This is a genomic window from Candidatus Poriferisodalis sp. (assembly GCF_965214215.1).
Classification (GTDB): Bacteria; Actinomycetota; Acidimicrobiia; order Acidimicrobiales; family Poriferisodalaceae; genus Poriferisodalis.
Map to the genome: position 1 here is coordinate 1,850,887 of NZ_CBDCBD010000003.1, position 18,531 is coordinate 1,869,417.

An 18,531-nucleotide genomic window follows, 5' to 3' on the forward strand; every position below is an offset into this window, starting at 1 on the left:
CGCGGCCCGTACTGTTCGGACGTTCAATGCGCGGTCGGTCTGTGCGCCGACGGCGACATCTCATGAGGGGGAACGGCCATGGAGACCATGAAGGGACGCGTCGCGGTGGTGACCGGGGCGGCTTCGGGAATCGGCAAAGCCTTGGCACTGGGGTTTGCCGGCGAGGGCGCCAACGTGGTGCTGGCCGATATCGAGGAGGCGCCTCTGCGTGCCGCCGAGGCCGAGGTTGCCGACGGGGGCGTCGAAGCGCTGGGCGTCATCACCGATGTGACCGATGCCGACTCGGTGGGCGCACTGGCGCAGGCGACCATCGATCGCTTCGGCGTAGTGCACATGGTGTGCAACAACGCCGGCGTTGGCGGGGGTGGGCTGATCCGCAACCAGCAGCTCGTCGACTGGAAGTGGGTCGTGGATGTCTGCCTGTGGGGCGTGATCCACGGCGTCCATCACTTCCTGCCCCATCTCATCGAGGCGGAGGAATCACACATCATGAGCACTGCCTCGGTGGCGGGGCTCATGTCGGTGCCGGGCCTCGGCCCCTACAACGCCGCCAAGTACGGCGTGGTGGCGATCATGGAGACGCTGCACCTCGAGATGCAGCGCGACCGCAACGCGAATGTGGGCGTGTCGGTACTGTGCCCAGGGGTGGTGCGCACCAACATCGCAACCGCCCAGCGGAACCGGCCCGAAGAGCTGCGCCGCCAGCGCCGGCCGCGCCCCGAGGGCAAGGCACCGTCGGAGACCGCCGACGCGCGCCGTCGCAACGCCAACATCGCTGCGGCGCTGGAGCGCGGCATGGATCCATCGCGGGTCGCCGCGAAGGTGATCGAGGCAATGTACGAGCGGCGCTTCTGGGTGCTGTCTCATCCCGAGCTGCTCGCCGAGGTCAACCACCGCAACCAGCAGCTCGCCGACCTCGAGAACCCGACGATCTTCACGAGCTTCACCGACGGCGAGGACTAGCGCCGCGCTGGCCCGCGCCTCAGTGCGAGTGGTGGTGCACGGGCTTGTCCGCCGCAGCGTCTTGCTGATCGGGCAGAGGGCGACGCAATGCCCTGACCACCCCGGTCACTGCCAACGCCACAAACAGCATGATCACCGTCGCGAGTGCCATCGTGGCGCCGGCGGCGGTGTCGTGGTGGTAGCTGACGAGCAGCCCCACCAGCGCGGCGATCGCACCGAGCACGACTGCGGTCATCATGATGCGCGGCACCCGCCGTACCAGCAGACTTGCCGTGGCTGCCGGGGCCACGAGGAAGGCGAACACGAGCAGGCTGCCCACAGCTTCGAATGACGACACGATGGCGAGCGCCAGCAGCGTCAGCAGCGCCGCATGGGCCAGCTTCGGCCGCATCCCAGCAAGCTGTGCCTGGGCCTCATCAAATGTGGCGACAAACAGGGCTCGATGCAAGAGCACGGTGCAGCCCACCGAGACAGCGGCGGCGATGGCCTGGCGCCGGAGGTCGCCGCCGTCGATGCCGGTGATCGAGCCGAACAGGAAGCGGGTGAGGTCGCCCGAGTAGGCCCCTGCTCCGCTCGACATGATCACGACCGCCAGCGCGAGGAACCCCACAAACAGCACGCCGATCGAGGTTTCCTCCGACAGCGGCGAGAAGTTGCGGATCAGATGGACGCCGGCCACCATCAGCAGTGCTGCGGCCACCGCCCCGAGCGTCGTGCTGAAACCGATGATGTACGCGAACGCGATGCCTGGAAGCACGCCGTGGGCGAAGGCGTCACCGAGAAATGTCAGCCCTCGCAGCACCACCCACGTCCCGACCACCGATGTCGTGAGCACGGCGAGCAGCGCCGCCCACAGCGCCCGGCGCATGAAGGCGTTGTCAACAAACGGCTCGACCCACCAACCGGAAGGATCGGTCAGGAATTCCACATCGCTCCTTGAAGCCGCGCCTCGTGGCGCGGTGCGCACCCGCCCGGAACCGTATTCGTTCCTGCGCCACCTGGACGCTGAGATACCGGGTGTGTGTCAACAATCGTGAAGCGTTCAGCCGTCCGATTGAAGGGCTGCGACGATGGCTGCGGCATTGCTGGTCAGCAGCCCGATGTAGGTGTCGCTGGGGCTGCCGGCCGGCCCGAGGCTTCCAGTATCCAGGCTGACAACCTGGACATCGCCGATCTCGGCGGCCAACTGCTCTGCCGTCTCGGTGGAGTGGGTTGTCTCGCTGAAGATCGCGGCGACGTCCTCGTGCTCGATGATCTCGGCGAGCGCTTCGAGATGAGCGATGCTGGCTTCCGCAGCCGTCGTCGTGGCAGGGATCACCGAGCCGACGACGCGGAAGCCGTAGCGGTCTGCGAAGTAGCCGAGCGCATCGTGGTTGGTGACGAGCACCCGGTGGCTGGGCTCGAGTTCGGCCACGATGTCCTCTGTCACGTGGTGAGCGTCATGGAGTGCCTCGCGATATTCCGAGGCGCAGGCTTCGATTTCCGTCTCGCTAAGACCGGTCGCCTCGGCGATCTCATGGGCGAGTTCATCGAGGGTGTCTGAGATTCGAACCGGGTCGAACCAGATGTGCGGATCGGCACCGCCCGCGTGATCGTGGCCGTGTTCATCGCTGTGCCCGTCTTCGTCATGACCGTCGTCATCATGGTCTGACTCGTCGTGGCCGTGTTCGTCGTGCTCGTCTTCGTCGTGGCCGTCGTCATCATGGTCTGACTCGTCGTGGCCGTGTTCGTCGTGCTCGTCTTCGTCGTGGCCGTCGTCATCATGGTCTGACTCGTCGTGGCCGTGTTCGTCGTGCTCGTCTTCGTCGTGGCCGTCGTCATCATGGTCTGACTCGTCGTGTCCGTCTTCGTCGTGTCCGTCGCCCGAACTGGCCTCGCCGATTGTGATCGGCTCGAGATGGTCGCCGATAGAGAACACCGGCGTCCCGTCCGCGGCCACAGCATCGAGCGTGTCCTCGAGCGACTCCTCAAGACCCAGGCCATTGGCGACGACGAGACTTGCGTCCGCCATGTCTGCTCTGTCGCGCAGCGAGGGCTCGAACGTGTGAGGATCGGCGCCCGGCGGCATGAGGGACTCGACATGCACCAAGCCGTTGCACGTGACGTTCTCGACGACATCGGCCCAGATGTTCGTCGTTGCGACGATGGTGGGAGCGTCCGAATCTGCGGCCGCATCCGATGAGTCGTCGCCGCCCGTACACGCAGCTGCGATCAACGCACATGCGGCCGCTGCCGCCAGGATTCGGCCGGATCCTCGGGTCGCGAGCGGACGGCAGCAACGGGGGTCGAGGGGGGGCACACTGATGGAGTCGTGTTCGGGTACGCGCACAGCGAGAACTATAGTGAGACTCATTCCCACTAACAATCCAAGGGCCTCCTGAGCCGAGAAAGACTGCGCTGACGTGTTCACCCTCGATGACGTCAAGGTGTCCTTCGGCAATCGACAAGCCCTCACCGTCGAGAAGATGAGATTCGATTCGGGTGCCGCGGTGGCGCTCATGGGCTCGAACGGATCGGGCAAGACGACGCTGCTACGAGTGCTCGCCGGATTGCTCACGCCGACGTCGGGGAGTGTTCGCAAGGACTACGAGATCACCGTCGGCTACGTCAGCCAGCACCATCACCCACACGCATTCATGCCGATGACGGTGAGCGAAGTGCTGATGATTGGCCGCTTCAGAGAGCGAGGCCTGCTGGGCCGCATGCGCAAGGCCGACCGGGACGCGATGGACGCCGCAGCCGATCGATTGAAGGTGGCCGATCTTCGGCGTCGCTCGTTCGGCCACCTGTCCGGCGGGCAGCGCCAACGGGTCCTCATCGCGTCTGCGCTCGCCTCTCAGGCCGACTGCTTGCTGCTCGATGAGCCCATCACGGGCCTCGACATCCCGAGCCAGGACATCGTGCTCGATGTGGTCGATGCCGAGCGGATGCGCAACAAGCTGGTCGTGCTGTCGACGCACCATCTCAGCGAAGCGCGCCTGTGCGAGCGGATCGTGTTGCTGAAGGGCGCTGTACTGGCGGACGGCACGCCTGCGGAGGTGCTCAACGAAGAGAACATGGCCGCAGCGTTCGGGGCCAACGCACTCACGCGCCTGGAAGTCGGCGAGGGCGACAAGACGTCATCACTGTTGGTTCTGGAAGAGCCAGGGCACACTCACGACGCCGAATTCGGCCGCTCCAGTCACATCGCCGGAGAGTCGGTGTGGACCTTCGGGCCGCGAGCACGGCCATGACGGGTGTGGCATCGCGTGCGACGCCCGACTCTGACGGCGAAGCGCACCTCAGCAGCACCCCGCGCACCTGGTCGAGGAATCTGGGCGAACTTCACGAAGCCGTCGCAGGACGCCTGAGCGAGGTCGAGCAGCGCTACACGAGCGGCCGTCGCCGACTCGTCGAGGCGCTCGCCCGTGCGGCCAGGCCGGTCAGGCTGCCCGACATCGAGTCGATGGCCCCCGATCTCGCCCGCAGCACGGCCTATCGGAATCTGGAGGCGCTGGAACGATGCGGGGTGGTACAACGCCTCGAGACAGGAGGCGAGCGCGCCTACTTCGAGCTGGCTGAATCGCTGCTCGGCCATCACCATCACTTGATATGTGTGGCGTGCGGTGCGATCACCGACGTCGAACTTGACAGCGAGACTGAGGCGCGCATCGACGCCTCGCTCGCTGCTGCCGCAAGCGAGGCAGGATTCGTGCCGCTGCACCACAACCTGGACCTTTTCGGTAGATGCGCCGACTGCGAAGCTGCTCGCTGAGGTCGGCGGGCTGACTCGGAGCGTGCCAAGAGACTCAGAGTGCCTGTCTTAGGCTGAATCGCATCGCACACGAGCATCACCACGACTTGCGGGAATTGTCCCGTCGGCGGCTCAAGGCCTGGCGGTGAACATCGCAGCGGCGTACCTGCTGCACGGTTCCTCACCCGGCAACCTGAATGTGGAGGCGGCGTTCCGGCACGTCCTCGCCGACTTGCGACAGATCGCGAAGGATCGGCACGGCATCTCGCATGTCACGCTGCAGCTCGAGACCTCAGAAGCCGACTGCACCGAGGTTCACCACCTCAACCGCGCCAGCCTCCGCGAGACCGCCTAGCCGGCTAGGCCGAGGCGCCGGTGTTGACGACCGGGGTGGTCTGCTGCTCGCTGGTGAGCACGACCAGCAGGTTGGCCACCATGGCTGCTTTGGCCTGCTCGTCGAGCTCGACCACCGAGCGCTGCGTCAGAAGTTCGAGCGCGTCCTCCACCATGCCCACGGCGCCCTCCACGATGGTGCGCCGCGCGGCGACTACCGCTGCTGCCTGCTGGCGGCGCAGCATGGCCTCGGCGATCTCGGTGGCGTAGGCCAAGTGGTTGAGCCTGGTCTCGATGACTTGGACCCCGGCCCGTTCGAGGCGTTCCTGCACCTCTTCGTGGAGCGTGGCGCCGACGATGTCGGGGTCCGAACGCAGCGACACCCGGTCGCCTTCGAAGTCGTCGTAGGGGTACTTCGTGCCCAAATGTCGGATGGCGGTCTCGCTCTGGACGTAGACGAAGTCTTCGAAGTCGTCGACCTCGAAGACGGCTGCGGCGGTGTCCACTACTCGCCAGACGACCACGGCTGAGATCTCGATCGGGTTGCCCTCGGCGTCGTTGACCTTGGACACGCTGGTCGTGAAATTGTGTACCCGCAGCGAGATCTTGCGCGACTCCATGCGGGTGAAGGGATTGACGAGGTGCCAGCCGGGCCGCTCGACCGTGCCCCGGTACCGGCCGAAGAGAATGAGCACGAGCGCCTCGTTGGGCTGCACGAGGTATTGGCCCGGTAGAGCGAGGATGAAGGGAATCGCTCCGACAGGCACCAGGAACACGAACGGCCACGCCACCGCGGCCACGCCCACGATGCCTGCTGCCACCAGCACCAGCCCTGCCAGCGCTATCAGCACGCCGAGCACGCCCGGCTTGGTGCGCGCAGAGCGGGCCGTCACGGCGTGCGAGCCAGTCGTGCTCGCAGCAGCGTCGGAATCGGTGGCATCGGTCATGGGTGCCATCCTGCCACGGCGGCCAGGTGGGGTCCTCCACGATCGTGCGTATCGCAGACACCGGCGGCATGGTCACCCATGGGATCCTCACGGCCCGTGTGCGAACGCGGCTCCAAGGTCAGCAGCACCATTTCAAGAGCGGGCTTGCTCGTCGGTGACGATGGGCGGCTCGGTCGACCAGGGGAAGTTGATCCACAGGTCGGTGCGCTGCCACACCCAGTCGCAGGTGACGGTTGACCACGGCTTCTCATACAGCACAGCGGTGCGGACGCTGCGCACACGGGGCAGGCAGAAGTCGTGTACCAGCTTGAGCGTGTGGCCGGTGTCGGCCACGTCGTCGGCGATGAGGATGTCGGAGTCGCGGTGGTCGACCAGGTCGGGTGTGGGCGGCAGCATGATCGGCACCTGGAGTCGTTCGTCGACGCCGGTGTAGTACTCGCAGTTCATGACGTAGATGTTTTTGACCGACAGGGCGTAGCCCAGCGAGCCCGCGCAGAACAGTCCGCCCCGGGCGATGGCCAGGATCATCTGGGGCCGGTAGCCGTCATCGGCGACCATCTGCGCCAGCTCGCGTACGGCCACGCCGTAGCGCCGCCAGTCCATCACCTCGCGTTCCTGCGCGTCAGTCGCCTCGCTCACGTGTCCTCCCCGGTCCCTGCGTCCCGACTCACCCCGAACCTATGCGCGCAATCGAACGCCCGCACTATTCCCGCACTATTCCAGTTCCTTTAGGGGGTACCTACAAATGTTCGCTTCAGCGCCCTGACCTGCGGTTTTGCATCTCGGCAGCCGCACGCCGCACTATTCCCGCACTATTCCGGTTCCTTTAGGGGGTACCTACAAGTGTTCGTATCATGCCCCTGACCTGAGGTTTCGTGTCATGGCGCGTCGTTGCTCGCACTATTTCCGCACTATTCGGGGGGGGTGTACCGGGTCCCATGAGCGGCTCATGGAGTTTCGCGGCGCGTCCCATTCGGGGGGTCAGGCTTGGTCGGGGAAGGGGTCGTCCCAGTCGGCGGGCAGCGGGATCTCGAATGCGTTGAGCGTGTGGGAGATCAGGCAGTAGTAGCCCACCGTGGTGACGAGCTCGACGAGGCCTGCTTCACCGAAGGCACCTGTGGCAGCGGCGTAGGTGGCGTCGCTGAGACGGTGGTCGCGGAGAAGTTCGGCGGCGACGGTGTGGGCAGTGGCCTCGTCGCCGGTGAAGCTTGGTGTGTCGCCGACGCGCAGGGCTTCGAGGTCGGCTGGGTCGAGTCCCGCTTCGAGGCCGAGGATGCGATGCGCAGCGAATTCGAACTTGGCCCCGTAGTAGGCGCCCACGGTGCATATGGCCGCCTCCTTGACGCTCTCGGGCAGCGACGACGCGAACCGCACCGCTGCCCCCAACGCTTGGGCTTCGATGCCCACACTTGGCGCCCGCACCCACACGCCGTAGGGCCCGACGAGGCCGGTCAACTTCGGCCCTCGCATCGAGGCCGCTCGAGGCCCGCCCCGAATGGCGTCGAGCACCGCTGCCTGGGCCGGCGTCAGGTCCTCGGGCGTGATCTCATCCAACCGCATGGCTGTGTCCTCTCGGTCCTATTTCGTCAAGCGCTGATTCTCTCGCGTTTCTCACGGCCGAGTTGGCTGAGCGCGGTACGAGGGTGACAGTCGCCGTCATCGGCCGGTCCCCGTCTTCGGCTTCGCCAGATTGCCTCCGCCGGTTCGAGCGGCGCGACTTTGCCTGCACGCCGAAGGACCGGTCAACAGCCGGCGCTACGGTCGCATGGGTGAGTTCGGACGGCAGCGGACAGACAGCCCGCTTGGACCCAGTTCAAGGCGTGCTGGAGGTGCTCGACCGCGCCGCGATGACCGGCACCAACAAGCTTGGACTGTTGCTCACGCTGCTCGATTTGGCGCCGACGCTCGACGGCGAGTCCCCATGCATTGCCCGGCAAGAAGTGGCGGAGCGCTATCTCGAGATTCACTGGGAACACGCGCGCCCCTACCAAGGCATCACACTGCGCCAGAGTTCAGCACGCAAAAGGCGCGACGACGGCACGGTCGCCGATGACACAACGGTCATGCAGGAGATCCATCGACTCCGTGACTTGCTGCAGGACTGCAAGCGCGGGGATCTGCGTGACAAGCCGCTGGGCGTCGTCGAGCGGAGCGCTGAAGGCACGACGTGGCACCTCGAATGGGCGGAGGCGCTGGAAACTGCACTCGCGAAGGTTCGCGCCGCTCTGTTGAAGAATCCGGTGCGCCTGCTTCAGGAACTGCCAGGCAGTCCTGAGCCCTTTCTGTACGACTTGCACTCGGACAAGTCGGGCCTGACGCTGCTCCCCGGCGTCGTGCAGAGCCTGACGAAGTTCGGGGGAGTGCTGCGACCGCTCGTCGAGTTCAGATTCGCCCAAGCCGTCATGAGAATCAATCGCGAGACGCTTCAACTCCCTGTCGACGATGTCTACTCCCATCTCTTCGGGCGGGACAGGGTCATGCCGCCGCCAAAGATGCGTGAGCGTCTCGTAGGCATTCAAGGGGGGCACTGCATCTATACGGGCGACAAGTTGCAGGATGCCGGCGGATCGCTGGACCACGTTGTGCCGTGGTCGCGAGCACGCCTCTCGCAGATCGAGAACTTCGTCATGACTTCACGGAGTGTCAACAGCAAGAAGTCTGACTCGTTGCTTGCTCCCACTGCGATGGAGCAATGGCTTGACCATGTCGACCGCGGTTCTGAGGACCTGCAGGATTGCGCACGTGAACACGGTTGGATGGCAGATCTCGACAGTGTTCGCCGCGTGGCATTTCACATCTACAAAGCTGCCGACGCCAACACCGGTGTATGGAGCTTCGAGAACGGGGAACACCGGGTCGAGCCCCTCGGCGACGATGGCAAACATGAGGTACTCGCGTTGCTTCAGTAGTTCGGCAGTCGTAGACCCGATTTGTTGCAGCGGAGCCGACGCCGGGACTTGCGCTAACGCTCTTGAGCGTCCATCAGGACTTCGTCACACGGGAAACCCCGATTATCAACCGGCGCCGTCAGCTTCAGACCTTGGCACGCCTCGTCGGCAGATCACCCGAGCTGTTCGACGAATTCTGCAACGGATAACACGGGAATGCCGTAACCGCGGGCCTTGCGAGCCTTGCCTGAGCTGCTGGCTGCATCGGCCGCGACGAGCAGGTCACAGTTCTTCTTGGTCACCGAGTTGACGGGCACAAGCCCGGTCAGTGCTGCCAATCGCTCCAGCACATCTCGCCCGACGGCTTCGCCTCCGATGGTTGCTGTGCCTGTGAAACAGACGCGGGTGCCTTCCGCCAAGTCGATGGGGCGCTGAGTCTCGGTCACCTCCGGGATCGTTGCGTCGGTGATGTCCAGCGCTTGCGCGATGCGCTCCATGAGCTCGTGTTCGCCGCGGGTGATGACGTGGTCGCGCTGCGCCGCGGCAACGATCGAGTCGAAATACGCACGATGCGCTTTGTCGATCTGCCGCTGGTTGATGCCGATATCACGTGCAGTCTCGAGCAACTCGAGCCGTTCGGCTTCGGTGACAATGTGATCGTCGAGCACCCAGTCGAGCAGATCGAGATAGCTCAACAGCGCCTCGTCCGAGAAGGGATAGTGGGCACGCGACACGATCCGCACCATGTCGTTGTTGCTTGCCGCGGCGCTGGGGCGTCGGAGCGTTCTCGGTCGAGAGCTTTGTTCGAGGTAGCCGATACGACACTTCTCGGTGCCGTTGGCCGGCAGCGGCTCATTCTCGAGCAGCAGCGACGCCAGCTGTGCTGTAGCTCGTGCGTCCGCGAGCGCACGATGCTGGTCGGGATGCTCAATGCCGAAGCTCTCACAAGCCAACCCGAGCTTTTGCGACGTGGCACGCAACGTGCAATAGCCCGCACCGGGGTCAAACGCTGTTCCGAGGCGTTGGAACTCCTGACCCAGCAACCGCGCATCGAACGCCAGATTGTGCGCGACAAGGACGGCTCCTTGCAGACGCCGGCCCAGCGCCCCTGCCACCTCCTCGAAGGTCGGCGCTGCTGAGACCATTGATGCAGTGACCCCATGCACATCGACCGGGCCCACATCACGTTCGGGGTTGATGAGGGTGTCGATCTCGTCCACTACATGCCCGGTGTCGACGTCAACTTCGACAGCGGCGAACTCAACGATGCGGTCGTACCGGCCGAAACCGGTCGTCTCGCAGTCGATCGCGACGATCCGTTGCTGAAGTGTCATGGTTGACCTCGCCCGCTTCAACTCAGGTTGAGCGATGTTGGTGGTCTTGGCCAGTCAAGTCTGACAGCGCCGTCTTGCGCCGGCAAAGCCCGTCGCTGCCCGGACCGGCGGAGGGTGACGGCTGTTTGAGTGCCCGAGCGTTGCACCAGCTTTGGGACGCGGAACACACGCAGCAGGCGCAACAGGCGCAACGACGTGCCTGCGGGGACGTTCGCGAAACCGCCGAGCACGGCCAATAGATCCACGATGCCGTAGAAGGAGAAGACATACCGCCACGCCGAGGGAGCGAGCACGATGCGCATCACGTACTCGACGCCGAACAGCACCCAGATGACGAGTTCCAGCGTCCACAGCCACCCCGGCAGACCGCCGTCGGCCGCGGCGTAATGCGTGTCGGTCACCAAGGTGGCCATGGACAGCACGATGACCGCCGTGATGAACACGTTGACCCGGCGACCGAGCCGGGTATCCAAATCGAAGATCTGACGCACGCATCGCTCCTCTCGCTGACCTGGTGGGGGGCGAGTCTGCCGACTCCGCCACACGCCCGCAGCGAGCAGATGGGAGCGTTGGATTTGCCGACGTCATCACCACATGGCCAGCCGTCGAGCGCGGGCGGGTCGCGATAATGGAGGCAGGGATGCAGGGAGGGCGAAGTAGGTTCGCCGCGTCTGCCGCCGTAGGCAGCCGCAACTGAGGAGACATCATGGGATTCACCTACACCGACGTCACGGTCTGCAGCCCCGCCGAGCCTGAGCGCGCTTGGGAGGGGCGCTTCCTGGTGGACACTGGGTCGACTGACACGCTGGTGCCACGAGACCGTCTGGAGGACCTGGGCTTACGGCCCTACGGGAGCGATTCCTACGAGTTAGCCGACGGCAGTCGCCAGATCGCCGAGTTCACCGGGGCGCGGCTCGAGTTCATGGATTCGGAGGCTTTCGTGCGGGTGGTGTACGGACCACCGGGCTGCGAGCCGCTGCTGGGCGTGCTGGCGCTTGAGTCGGCCCGTTTCGAGGTAGATCCCGTCAGTCAAGAGATCCGGCGCGCCAAGCGGCTTCGCCTCTGAGCAGGCCGGTACTTCGCCGCCACATTTGAAGACTGCACCTCACCGCCCCGGGTGCCGTCGGCGGCAGGGCTGGTCTCATGGCTGCGGGCGGGCGGTGGCTACTGTGGCTCCGTCGTCGGCGACTGCCGCCGGCGGGCCGGTAAACGGCGCACCCGAAGCGAGCGAGGAAACCATGGAACTTGGCGAGGCAGCACTGACGTCGATGACGACGCGGTACTTCACGAAAGACCCCGTCTCTGACGAGACACTGGAGCAGGCGTTCGACTATGCGCGTCACGCACCCCAGGGGGGCAACCGCCAGCCGGTGCGTTTCATCGTCGTGCGTGACGACGAGAAGAAGCGGCAGCTGCAGGAGTGGTACCTGGAGCCGTGGAAGGCCTATCTGGGCATGGCTCGCAGCGGCGACATCGAGATCGTCGGAGAGAAGGCCAAGCGCCTGCTCGACAGCGCTGACTACTTCGCCGAGCATTTCGCCGAGGTGCCGGTGATCGTGGTCGCGTGCGGCTACATCGACGGCGTCCATCCCACCGACACCGAGCTGGGACGCCTCAGCGTCGTGGGCGGCGGCTCGATTTACCCCGCTGTGCAGAACTTCCTGCTCGGCTGCCGCGAAGCCGGCCTCGGCACAGCGCTCACCACGCTGCTGTGCATGTACGAGCCGCAGGTTGCCGAGATGCTGGACATCCCCGAAGGCGTAGCCACTGCGGCCCACATCGCCGTCGGCTACAGGTCCACGCCGTTCCCGCGCAAGCTCGACCGGCTGCCGCTGTCGGAGATCGTCTTCGACGAAGCCTGGGGCAACTCGACCTATTGAGGCGCGGCCAGCTCGAGGCGGGCGAGGCGGTCGGTGTGATGCTGGGACGCTGTTTCGAGGCGGGCGAGGCGGTCGGTGTGATCCAGCAGGGTTGAGTTCACTTCAGCGCGAAAATCCTGCATTTCTGCACGGAAGTCATGCATTTCGACACGGAGCCGTGCCTCGACACCGCTGATCTCGGCGTGCAGCGCGGTGACGTCGGCACGCAGCGCCGTGTACCCGGCTGCGGCCACCGCAACAAGACCAGCAACGATGGTGGTTGCCAGCGCGGTCAGCAGCGCAGACCGCCGCGGCCGGTTATGGGCCGCCACCGCCTGCGCCACAAGCTTCGCCAACAGGTCAGAATCGAGTACGTCGGCAGCCTGCGGTACAGGTTCCTTCGGCCGTTCGGTCTCACCGCCCGCGGTCTCGGGGTCCATCCCGGTCATCGTAGCTACGGCGGCTCCTTCGATTACGCGTCGTAGCATCCTGTCGAATGCGAAGATTTCAGTTGTCTTCAATGATTTTCGAGCGGGCCGGCGCGCGGATGTGCGCGGCGATCAGAGCAACTTCCTCGACGACAGATCGGTGGCTGCTGTGGACTCGTCGTCAGCTGCGCTCTGGTGACCGGAGACGACCGACGGCGGGGCGGCGCAAGCTCTAGCGTTCTCGGCTGGCTGGCGATGAGGGCCGCCGGAGCACCGGGCACAGGGAGCACGACATGGCAATGACCGACGAGCAGCGGCAGCAAGCGGCTGCGGCGCTGCTGCATGCCGAGAACACCCGCGAGTGGATCGACCCGATCACCGACACCTACCCGGGTGCCGACAACGAGGACGCTTACGCCATCGGCCAGTACGTCACCGACGCCAAGGTGGCAGCCGGCCGGGTCGTCAAGGGCTACAAGGTCGGCCTCACTTCCAAGGCCATGCGCTCGACGTCGGGCGCCACCGAGCCCGACTACGGGACGCTGTTCGACAACTGGTTCCTCGACGAGGGCTCCATCGTGCCGGCGTCGATCCTGAACGTCCCGCTGGTAGAGATCGAGATCGTCTTCGTGCTGAAATCGGACCTCGGCGGCCCCGACACCAACGCCATCGACGTGATGCGGGCCACCGACTTCATCCTGCCCGGCATCGAAGTGGTGGACCGGCGCTACAACCGGCGCAGCACCCAGGCCGGGGTGGCCGACAGCATCGCCGACGCAGCGTCGTGCGGGTTCATCATCGTGGGCGGCCGCCCCACCAAGCTCACCGACATCGACATCCGCCACATCGGCGGTGCCCTGTACCTCAACGGCGACCTCGAAGAGTCCGGCACCGCCGCAGCCGTCATGGGCAACCCGCTCAACTCGGTGGCATGGCTGGCCCGCAAGCTCGACGAGTTCGGCGTCACGATGTCAGCGGGCCACGCGATCCTGTCGGGCTCATTCATACGCGCCCGCACGATCCGCCCCGGCGACGCCATCGTCGCCGACTTCGGCCCCCTCGGCCAGATCAGCTTCGGCGTCGGAGACGCCGAAGGTTGATACAGCGGCGTCGGAGACGCCGAAGGTTGACACAGCGGCGTCGGAGGCCCCGAAGGTTGATACAGCGGCGTCGGAGGCCCCGAAGGTTGATACAGCGGCGTAGGGCTGCCCGAAGAGGGCGACTGACGCTCAGCAGCTCAGTCTTCGACGTAGGCCTCGAATGTGCAGGAGATCTGTACCGGCCCGCCGCCTTCCACCTTCATGTTGTGGCGAGACGGCCGCGACTCGGGGTCGGGGAAACGCTCCAGCCACGGTCCGTTCAGCGCCGGGCGTGACGCTGCAGGGTCGGTGACATAGAACGTCATCTTGGCCATGTCATCCCAGGTAGCGCCGGCGCCCTCGAGCATCTGGCCGACATGGGTGAACAGGTTCTCGATCTGGTCCTCCAGCGAGTCGGGAATGTCGCGGCTTCCCGGATTCGTCGGCGGCGTGATGCTGCTCACGACGAGTGGACCGATCCGCGTCGCAGCGGGAATCGGGTTGGCGTGCTGGAAGCTCTCGATCTCAATCGACTTGCGTGCCATGACGAGTTCTCCTCCGCGGCTGATGCTCAGCCCGCTGCTCGGGTCGTGCCCGCAAACCTACGCGAGGACGCGCACGGCACGGTCGAGTTCACCCATCAGCGAGTGGGCTAGGCGCCCTCGACCGCAACCATTTGGAATTCGGCGGCACCGGCTCGAACGTCACGAGCGTGGCGGTATTTCTCGGAGTCGTAGAACGCCTTTGCTGAGTCCATGTCGGGGAATTCCAGCACCACGAGGCGCCGGTTCTCCTCGGGACCTTCGAGGGTCTCGGACTCGCCGCCTCGCACGATGAACTTCCCGCCGCTCTCGGCAACGGCGGCCGGCGACAGCGCCTTGTACTTCTCGTACTGGTCCGGGTCGGTGACGTTGACCCGCGTGATGACGTACGCAGCCACTAGGAGACCGAGTTCAGGATGGCTTCGCGTCCGTGCTTGAAGCCCGCCGACTCAGGGGTGTGGTTGAGCGCCAGCTCAGACTCGACTTCGCCGGCGATGCGGGAATGCCACATCTTGCGCGGCTGGGACATGTCGAACGGCACGCCCTGGTGCATGAGCCGGCGGTTGTCCCAGATCACCGCCTCGCCCGCAGTCCACGCGTGCTGGTAGATCCGCGGCGGCTGGCAAGCCTCGCGATTGAGCCGATCCAGCAGCGCCACCGACTCGTCGGGGTCCATGCCGACGATGTCATGTGCGTGCCGGCCGATCAGCAGGTTGGGGCGGCCGGTGTCAGGGTGGTACTTCACCAGCGGCCGGACCGAGATGTCCATGTCGTGGTAGCCGTACATGCCGTAGCTGCCGTCGTCCTTCTTCTTCGGAAGCAGGCCCGCTCGACCTTGGCTGTAGTAGAGCGAGTGGTGCGCCTCGAGCGTGTGCACCAGCTCGCGGTCTTCGTCGGAAAGCACCTCGTACGCAGCCCGCATGTCGGCCCACCCGGTGTCGGCACCGTCTTTGGGCACCAGCTCGGCGGTGAACACGGCGCCTTTGGCCTGCAGCGGCATGTAGGTGCTGTCGTGATGCCAGCCCCAGTTGCCCTTCAGCGACTTCACCAGATCGTCGGCGGGTTCGTAGTGGACCCTGCCGTCTTTGCCGACATTCGAGATGGCCGCGGCGTTGAACTCCAAGTTGCCGAAGCGCAAGGCGAATGCGTCCTGCTCGTCGTTGGTCAAGAACTGACCCGAGAAGATCAGCAGCGCGTACTCCAGCCACACTTCGTGCAGTGCTTCGAATGTGGCGTCGTCGATGGAACGGAGCTCGATGTCGTGCACCCACGCACCGAACGTGCGATCGAGCGGTTCGATATTCAGCGTGACAGCCGTCATGGCCGGATCGTATCACCGCGCCCGAATTAGCTTCAGGGGCCGGTGATCGGCGCCGCGAGCCTCGACCGGGGAAGCAGTGATGAATGACGCAGCAGGCCACAGCGGCTCATCAGCCCCGGCGGGCAATGACTGACGACCCGCCTTCTACGACTCCCGACGCGCCCCAGGTCTTCCGACTCCGGTTCGCTGAGGGTGAGGCGCGCCTGACATCGGGGTCAGGCTCGGCGCCCGCGGGCCGAGCCATCGGGCAGCGCATCACACCCCTCGCGCCGGCGCGTCCATCGTCATCACGGGGTTCACCACCCGAGGCACCGGCGCGCCCGACGCCCGCGCCGAGCTCATCACCCGAGCTGCCTGCTGATGAACGCGTCTCGAGTCGAGCCCGCTTGGCGCTCGCCACCGGGTCGCTGGCATTCGTGCTCGGCACGGTCAACGTCACGGTGACGAACGTTGCGTTCCCCGACATCGTGCGGGCATTCCCCGGCGTGTCAGGGGCGGTGACGGGCTGGATCGTGAGCGGCTACGCGCTTGCGTTCTCCTCCACGATCATCATCGGCGGTCGGCTTGCGGATCGCTATGGCCGACTGGTGGTGTTCCGCCTCGGCGTGCTCGGCCTCTTCGTGTCATCGATCGCCGCAGGGCTGGCACCTGGCATCGAGCTGCTTCTGGTTGCCCGGGTGGTGCAGGGACTGTGCGGGGCGCTGACCGTGCCGTCCTCGCTCGCGCTCGTACTGCCGCAGTTCCCCGCGGCGCGCCAGGCCAGCGTCATCGGCGTTTGGGCCTCCGCGGGGATGGCGGCGTCGGGCATCGCGCCCGGCATGGCCGCCGGCATCCTCGAGATCGCCAGCTGGCGCTGGGTGTACCTGACGATTGCTCCTATAGCGGCGCTCGCATTCCTCGGTTCGATCTGGTTCTTGCACGAGACAGCCAAGCCGGATCGCAGCCGACCGCTGGACTTGCTCGGCGTCGCCATGGGGACCGCGGCGGTGTTCTTCGTGGTGCTGGCAACCCTGCAGGGGCGTTTCTGGGGATGGGGAACGATCGGCACGCTCTCGTGCTTCATCGGTGCCGCGGTGCTGCTGCCGCTGTTCCTGTGGCGATCCGCCGGCCACGACGAACCGCTCTTCGATCCGCGGCTCTTTCGGGTTCGCAGCTTCGCCGTGGCCAACATGGCGGTCTCGTTGGCCATGATCGGCGCTTTCACGAGCTGGTTCCTGTGGCCGCAATACCTGGTGGGGGTCTGGGGCTACAGCCTGTGGGCCGTCGGACTGGCGTTCACGCCGGCCCCGATCATCTCGGCGGTCATGGCGGTGCTCGGCGGCCGCTGGGCCGACAAACACGGGTTTCGGGGGATGATGGCCCTCGCATCGGCTGTCGCAACGGTCGGCCATCTGTGGCTGCTGTTCTTCTTGGACGAGAACGTGCGCTTCTGGTTTGCCTTCTTTCCCGCGACCGTGTTCTTCGGCCTGGGCATGGGCTTGCTCGCCAGCCACCTGAACTCAGCGGCACTCGTGGACATCAAGCCGGACGCGATCGCGACTGCGAACGGCGTGCATCAATCGCTGCGCTACAGCGTTGGTGGCGTCGGCGTCGCCGTAGCCATCGCGGTGCTCGGCGGCGCCCACGAGGTGCATCTCTACAACTGGCTGTGGCTGCTGCTCGGCGGCCTGCAAGCACTGTGCATCCCGCTCATGGGACTTGCCTATCCCCGCAAGCGCCCAACCGCTGCCTGAGCGACATGGTCGCGCCTGTGGCGGTGCCCGCTACAGCAGCTCGTAGACCTCGTAGGCGAGCTTGCCGTCGTCGAGTGAGCCGATGCCGACTGCCTGCACCTTGTTGAGCCAGGCGTAAGGACCCTCCATCGACGTCTGGAACGTGGGCGCCGACCGGGGAGTGCCGTCGTCGAGGATCTTGCCCTGGTACTCCATCAGGATGTCGACCTCGTCGTCGGTGCGGATCGAGATGCGCACGTCGAGGCTCATCGTGCCGTCGGCCGAGCGGTACAGCCAGTCGCCCGACGGGCCCAAGATGGTGCCGTTGATGCGCTCGCCGGTGACCGTGCCGCTGTCGACTGAGGCGACCATCCGGGTGCCGGCGGGCCCGCCGCGGATGCGGGTCGCATTCGACAGGTCGGCCTCGATATCCATTCTGAACAGGTGCCGTACTGGCAATGAAGTCTCGGACATCTGGGTGCTCCTTGTGTGTTGAGTCTGTTGAGACGGGTGCTTGTCGGGTGCGGAGAGTTGTGAGACGGGATTGAGGTCCGCGGGTCGGTGCGGCGGCGGCGCGAATTGTCGCTGCTCGATTTCGGTTACATCGTGAAGCGCAGGTTGCGGGCAGCGTGGGCGCCGAGCTCGGTATCGCCCGACCACGTGACCAGGCCCGCCGCAATAGGCACCTCAGGGTCGATCCGCCCGCAGGTGAGATCCATGAACGCCATCGAGTCGCAATGCAGCGTGACGGTCGGGTTCTCCACATAGTCGACCTCGCGGGCCCGGCCCTCCACCTGCACGTAGATATCGCGCTCCACAGCGCCGGTGATGTCGAAGTGCATGGAGGCGCCATCGGGCAGCCCCACCTTCTTGCCGGCGATGTAGCCGACCGACAGGTGCACTTCGTTCAGGGCCATCTCGGCGGCGGGACCGCCGTTGTCGGTCGGCATTCCCAACGGCGTGCGGCAGTCACGCTCGTGCATCCAATGGTCGAATTCCCGGATCGCCATGAAGCGGCCGTAGGTTCCGGGCCCGACTGGCGTGATCGACCCGCGGTCGAAGACTTCGTCGTCGAGCGCCTCAAGCTGCGCGGCACGCCCGTCCCACACCTCGGCGGCCAACGCCGTCAGCTCCGGTCCGCTCATGGCCGTTGCGGCAGAGACGTAGCCGGCGATGTCGCCGAAGGGCGGCGGCGTCTCCACCGATTCAGGCAGCCAGCCCGACAGGGCCTGCTCTACCGACACCTGGTGGGCGAGCACGCCGTGGACGGTCCAGTCTGGGCAGTGCGACTGCACCTGCCACTGATCGCCTTCCAGCGAACCGTAGAACTCCTTGCAGCTTGCCCAGCAGGCCTTGAGGTTGTCGATGATGAGTTGCGGCTGACTCATGGTG

At 65.6% G+C, this 18,531-nt stretch carries 22 protein-coding genes; 9 read left to right on the forward strand and 13 right to left on the reverse strand.

The features are described 5' to 3' along the window. Window positions 1-78: 78 nt before the first annotated feature. The gene (locus ACOOF5_RS10750; protein WP_420438973.1) at window positions 79-963 is read left to right on the forward strand and encodes an SDR family NAD(P)-dependent oxidoreductase; all 885 of its coding nucleotides are present in this window, start codon (window positions 79-81) and stop codon (window positions 961-963) included. A 19-nt stretch (window positions 964-982) separates the two neighbouring features. Here the strand turns inward: ACOOF5_RS10750 and ACOOF5_RS10755 are convergent, their stop codons facing one another. Together ACOOF5_RS10755 and ACOOF5_RS10760 are read right to left on the reverse strand one after the other, a co-directional pair. Further along, window positions 983-1,891, reverse strand: coding sequence for a metal ABC transporter permease (locus ACOOF5_RS10755; protein WP_420438975.1), 909 nt, complete (start codon window positions 1,889-1,891; stop codon window positions 983-985). 114 nt (window positions 1,892-2,005) lie between these two features. Then, entirely contained in the window at window positions 2,006-3,292 is a 1,287-nt protein-coding gene (locus tag ACOOF5_RS10760; RefSeq protein WP_420438977.1) for a metal ABC transporter substrate-binding protein, read from the reverse strand. A 73-nt stretch (window positions 3,293-3,365) separates the two neighbouring features. On the opposite strand from ACOOF5_RS10760, the gene ACOOF5_RS10765 reads away from it, so the two are divergent. The 3 genes from ACOOF5_RS10765 (at window position 3,366) to ACOOF5_RS10775 (ending at window position 5,051) form a co-directional block, all read left to right on the forward strand. Further along, entirely contained in the window at window positions 3,366-4,196 is an 831-nt protein-coding gene (locus tag ACOOF5_RS10765) for a metal ABC transporter ATP-binding protein (protein ID WP_420438979.1), read from the forward strand. Further along, window positions 4,193-4,717: a Fur family transcriptional regulator gene (locus ACOOF5_RS10770; RefSeq protein WP_420438981.1), complete on the forward strand. Its 525-nt coding sequence runs from the start codon at window positions 4,193-4,195 to the stop codon at window positions 4,715-4,717. Before ACOOF5_RS10765 ends, ACOOF5_RS10770 begins: the two co-directional genes overlap by 4 nt. Window positions 4,718-4,841: 124 nt before the next feature. Beyond that, the gene (locus ACOOF5_RS10775; protein WP_420438983.1) at window positions 4,842-5,051 is read left to right on the forward strand and encodes a hypothetical protein; all 210 of its coding nucleotides are present in this window, start codon (window positions 4,842-4,844) and stop codon (window positions 5,049-5,051) included. A gap of 4 nt (window positions 5,052-5,055) precedes the next feature. On the opposite strand, the gene ACOOF5_RS10780 is transcribed toward ACOOF5_RS10775, so the two are convergent. The 3 genes from ACOOF5_RS10780 to ACOOF5_RS10790 all read right to left on the reverse strand — a co-directional run bounded on the left by ACOOF5_RS10780 (window position 5,056) and on the right by ACOOF5_RS10790 (window position 7,536). Beyond that, window positions 5,056-5,976: an SPFH domain-containing protein gene (locus tag ACOOF5_RS10780; RefSeq protein ID WP_420438985.1), complete on the reverse strand. Its 921-nt coding sequence runs from the start codon at window positions 5,974-5,976 to the stop codon at window positions 5,056-5,058. A 132-nt stretch (window positions 5,977-6,108) separates the two neighbouring features. Next, a complete protein-coding gene (locus tag ACOOF5_RS10785) occupies window positions 6,109-6,579 on the reverse strand; it encodes a phosphoribosyltransferase (protein WP_420440955.1) in 471 nt (156 codons plus the stop codon). 378 nt (window positions 6,580-6,957) lie between these two features. Further along, the gene (locus tag ACOOF5_RS10790) at window positions 6,958-7,536 is read right to left on the reverse strand and encodes a carboxymuconolactone decarboxylase family protein (RefSeq protein WP_420438987.1); all 579 of its coding nucleotides are present in this window, start codon (window positions 7,534-7,536) and stop codon (window positions 6,958-6,960) included. 209 nt (window positions 7,537-7,745) lie between these two features. On the opposite strand from ACOOF5_RS10790, the gene ACOOF5_RS10795 reads away from it, so the two are divergent. Then, window positions 7,746-8,885 (forward strand): HNH endonuclease domain-containing protein, encoded by a 1,140-nt coding sequence (locus tag ACOOF5_RS10795; protein ID WP_420438989.1) that lies wholly within the window; start codon window positions 7,746-7,748, stop codon window positions 8,883-8,885. 152 nt (window positions 8,886-9,037) lie between these two features. Here the strand turns inward: ACOOF5_RS10795 and ACOOF5_RS10800 are convergent, their stop codons facing one another. Both ACOOF5_RS10800 and ACOOF5_RS10805 read right to left on the reverse strand, forming a co-directional pair. Beyond that, window positions 9,038-10,198 (reverse strand): exonuclease domain-containing protein, encoded by a 1,161-nt coding sequence (locus tag ACOOF5_RS10800; RefSeq protein WP_420438991.1) that lies wholly within the window; start codon window positions 10,196-10,198, stop codon window positions 9,038-9,040. Window positions 10,199-10,215: 17 nt separating this feature from the next. Then, complete coding sequence (locus ACOOF5_RS10805) at window positions 10,216-10,689, reverse strand: ion transporter (RefSeq protein ID WP_420438993.1); 474 nt, start codon at window positions 10,687-10,689, stop codon at window positions 10,216-10,218. A gap of 215 nt (window positions 10,690-10,904) precedes the next feature. Here ACOOF5_RS10805 and ACOOF5_RS10810 point away from each other — a divergent pair, with 215 nt between their 5' ends. Next, complete coding sequence (locus ACOOF5_RS10810; protein ID WP_420438995.1) at window positions 10,905-11,264, forward strand: aspartyl protease family protein; 360 nt, start codon at window positions 10,905-10,907, stop codon at window positions 11,262-11,264. 172 nt (window positions 11,265-11,436) lie between these two features. Further along, window positions 11,437-12,078, forward strand: a complete 642-nt coding sequence (locus ACOOF5_RS10815; RefSeq protein ID WP_420440957.1) for a nitroreductase family protein — start codon at window positions 11,437-11,439, stop codon at window positions 12,076-12,078. On the opposite strand, the gene ACOOF5_RS10820 is transcribed toward ACOOF5_RS10815, so the two are convergent. Next, window positions 12,072-12,506, reverse strand: coding sequence for a hypothetical protein (locus ACOOF5_RS10820; protein WP_420438997.1), 435 nt, complete (start codon window positions 12,504-12,506; stop codon window positions 12,072-12,074). The genes ACOOF5_RS10815 and ACOOF5_RS10820 overlap by 7 nt on opposite strands. 272 nt (window positions 12,507-12,778) lie before the next feature. Between ACOOF5_RS10820 and ACOOF5_RS10825 the strand changes: the two genes are divergently transcribed. Next, window positions 12,779-13,585 (forward strand): 2-keto-4-pentenoate hydratase, encoded by an 807-nt coding sequence (locus tag ACOOF5_RS10825; protein WP_420438999.1) that lies wholly within the window; start codon window positions 12,779-12,781, stop codon window positions 13,583-13,585. Window positions 13,586-13,722: 137 nt separating this feature from the next. Here the strand turns inward: ACOOF5_RS10825 and ACOOF5_RS10830 are convergent, their stop codons facing one another. The 3 genes from ACOOF5_RS10830 to ACOOF5_RS10840 form a co-directional block, all read right to left on the reverse strand. After that, on the reverse strand, window positions 13,723-14,109 hold the full coding sequence (locus ACOOF5_RS10830) for a RidA family protein (protein ID WP_420439001.1): 387 nt from the start codon (window positions 14,107-14,109) through the stop codon (window positions 13,723-13,725). A gap of 107 nt (window positions 14,110-14,216) precedes the next feature. Next, on the reverse strand, window positions 14,217-14,504 hold the full coding sequence (locus ACOOF5_RS10835; protein ID WP_420439003.1) for a DUF1330 domain-containing protein: 288 nt from the start codon (window positions 14,502-14,504) through the stop codon (window positions 14,217-14,219). Further along, complete coding sequence (locus tag ACOOF5_RS10840) at window positions 14,504-15,427, reverse strand: TauD/TfdA dioxygenase family protein (RefSeq protein ID WP_420439005.1); 924 nt, start codon at window positions 15,425-15,427, stop codon at window positions 14,504-14,506. The genes ACOOF5_RS10835 and ACOOF5_RS10840 overlap by 1 nt, the downstream gene beginning before the upstream one ends. Before the next feature lie 386 nt (window positions 15,428-15,813). On the opposite strand from ACOOF5_RS10840, the gene ACOOF5_RS10845 reads away from it, so the two are divergent. Next, entirely contained in the window at window positions 15,814-17,160 is a 1,347-nt protein-coding gene (locus tag ACOOF5_RS10845; RefSeq protein WP_420439007.1) for an MFS transporter, read from the forward strand. A 30-nt stretch (window positions 17,161-17,190) separates the two neighbouring features. Here the strand turns inward: ACOOF5_RS10845 and ACOOF5_RS10850 are convergent, their stop codons facing one another. Further along, complete coding sequence (locus ACOOF5_RS10850; RefSeq protein ID WP_420439009.1) at window positions 17,191-17,613, reverse strand: DUF3237 domain-containing protein; 423 nt, start codon at window positions 17,611-17,613, stop codon at window positions 17,191-17,193. A 125-nt stretch (window positions 17,614-17,738) separates the two neighbouring features. Continuing rightward, window positions 17,739-18,527 (reverse strand): maleylpyruvate isomerase family mycothiol-dependent enzyme, encoded by a 789-nt coding sequence (locus tag ACOOF5_RS10855; protein WP_420439011.1) that lies wholly within the window; start codon window positions 18,525-18,527, stop codon window positions 17,739-17,741. Window positions 18,528-18,531 lie beyond the last annotated feature (4 nt).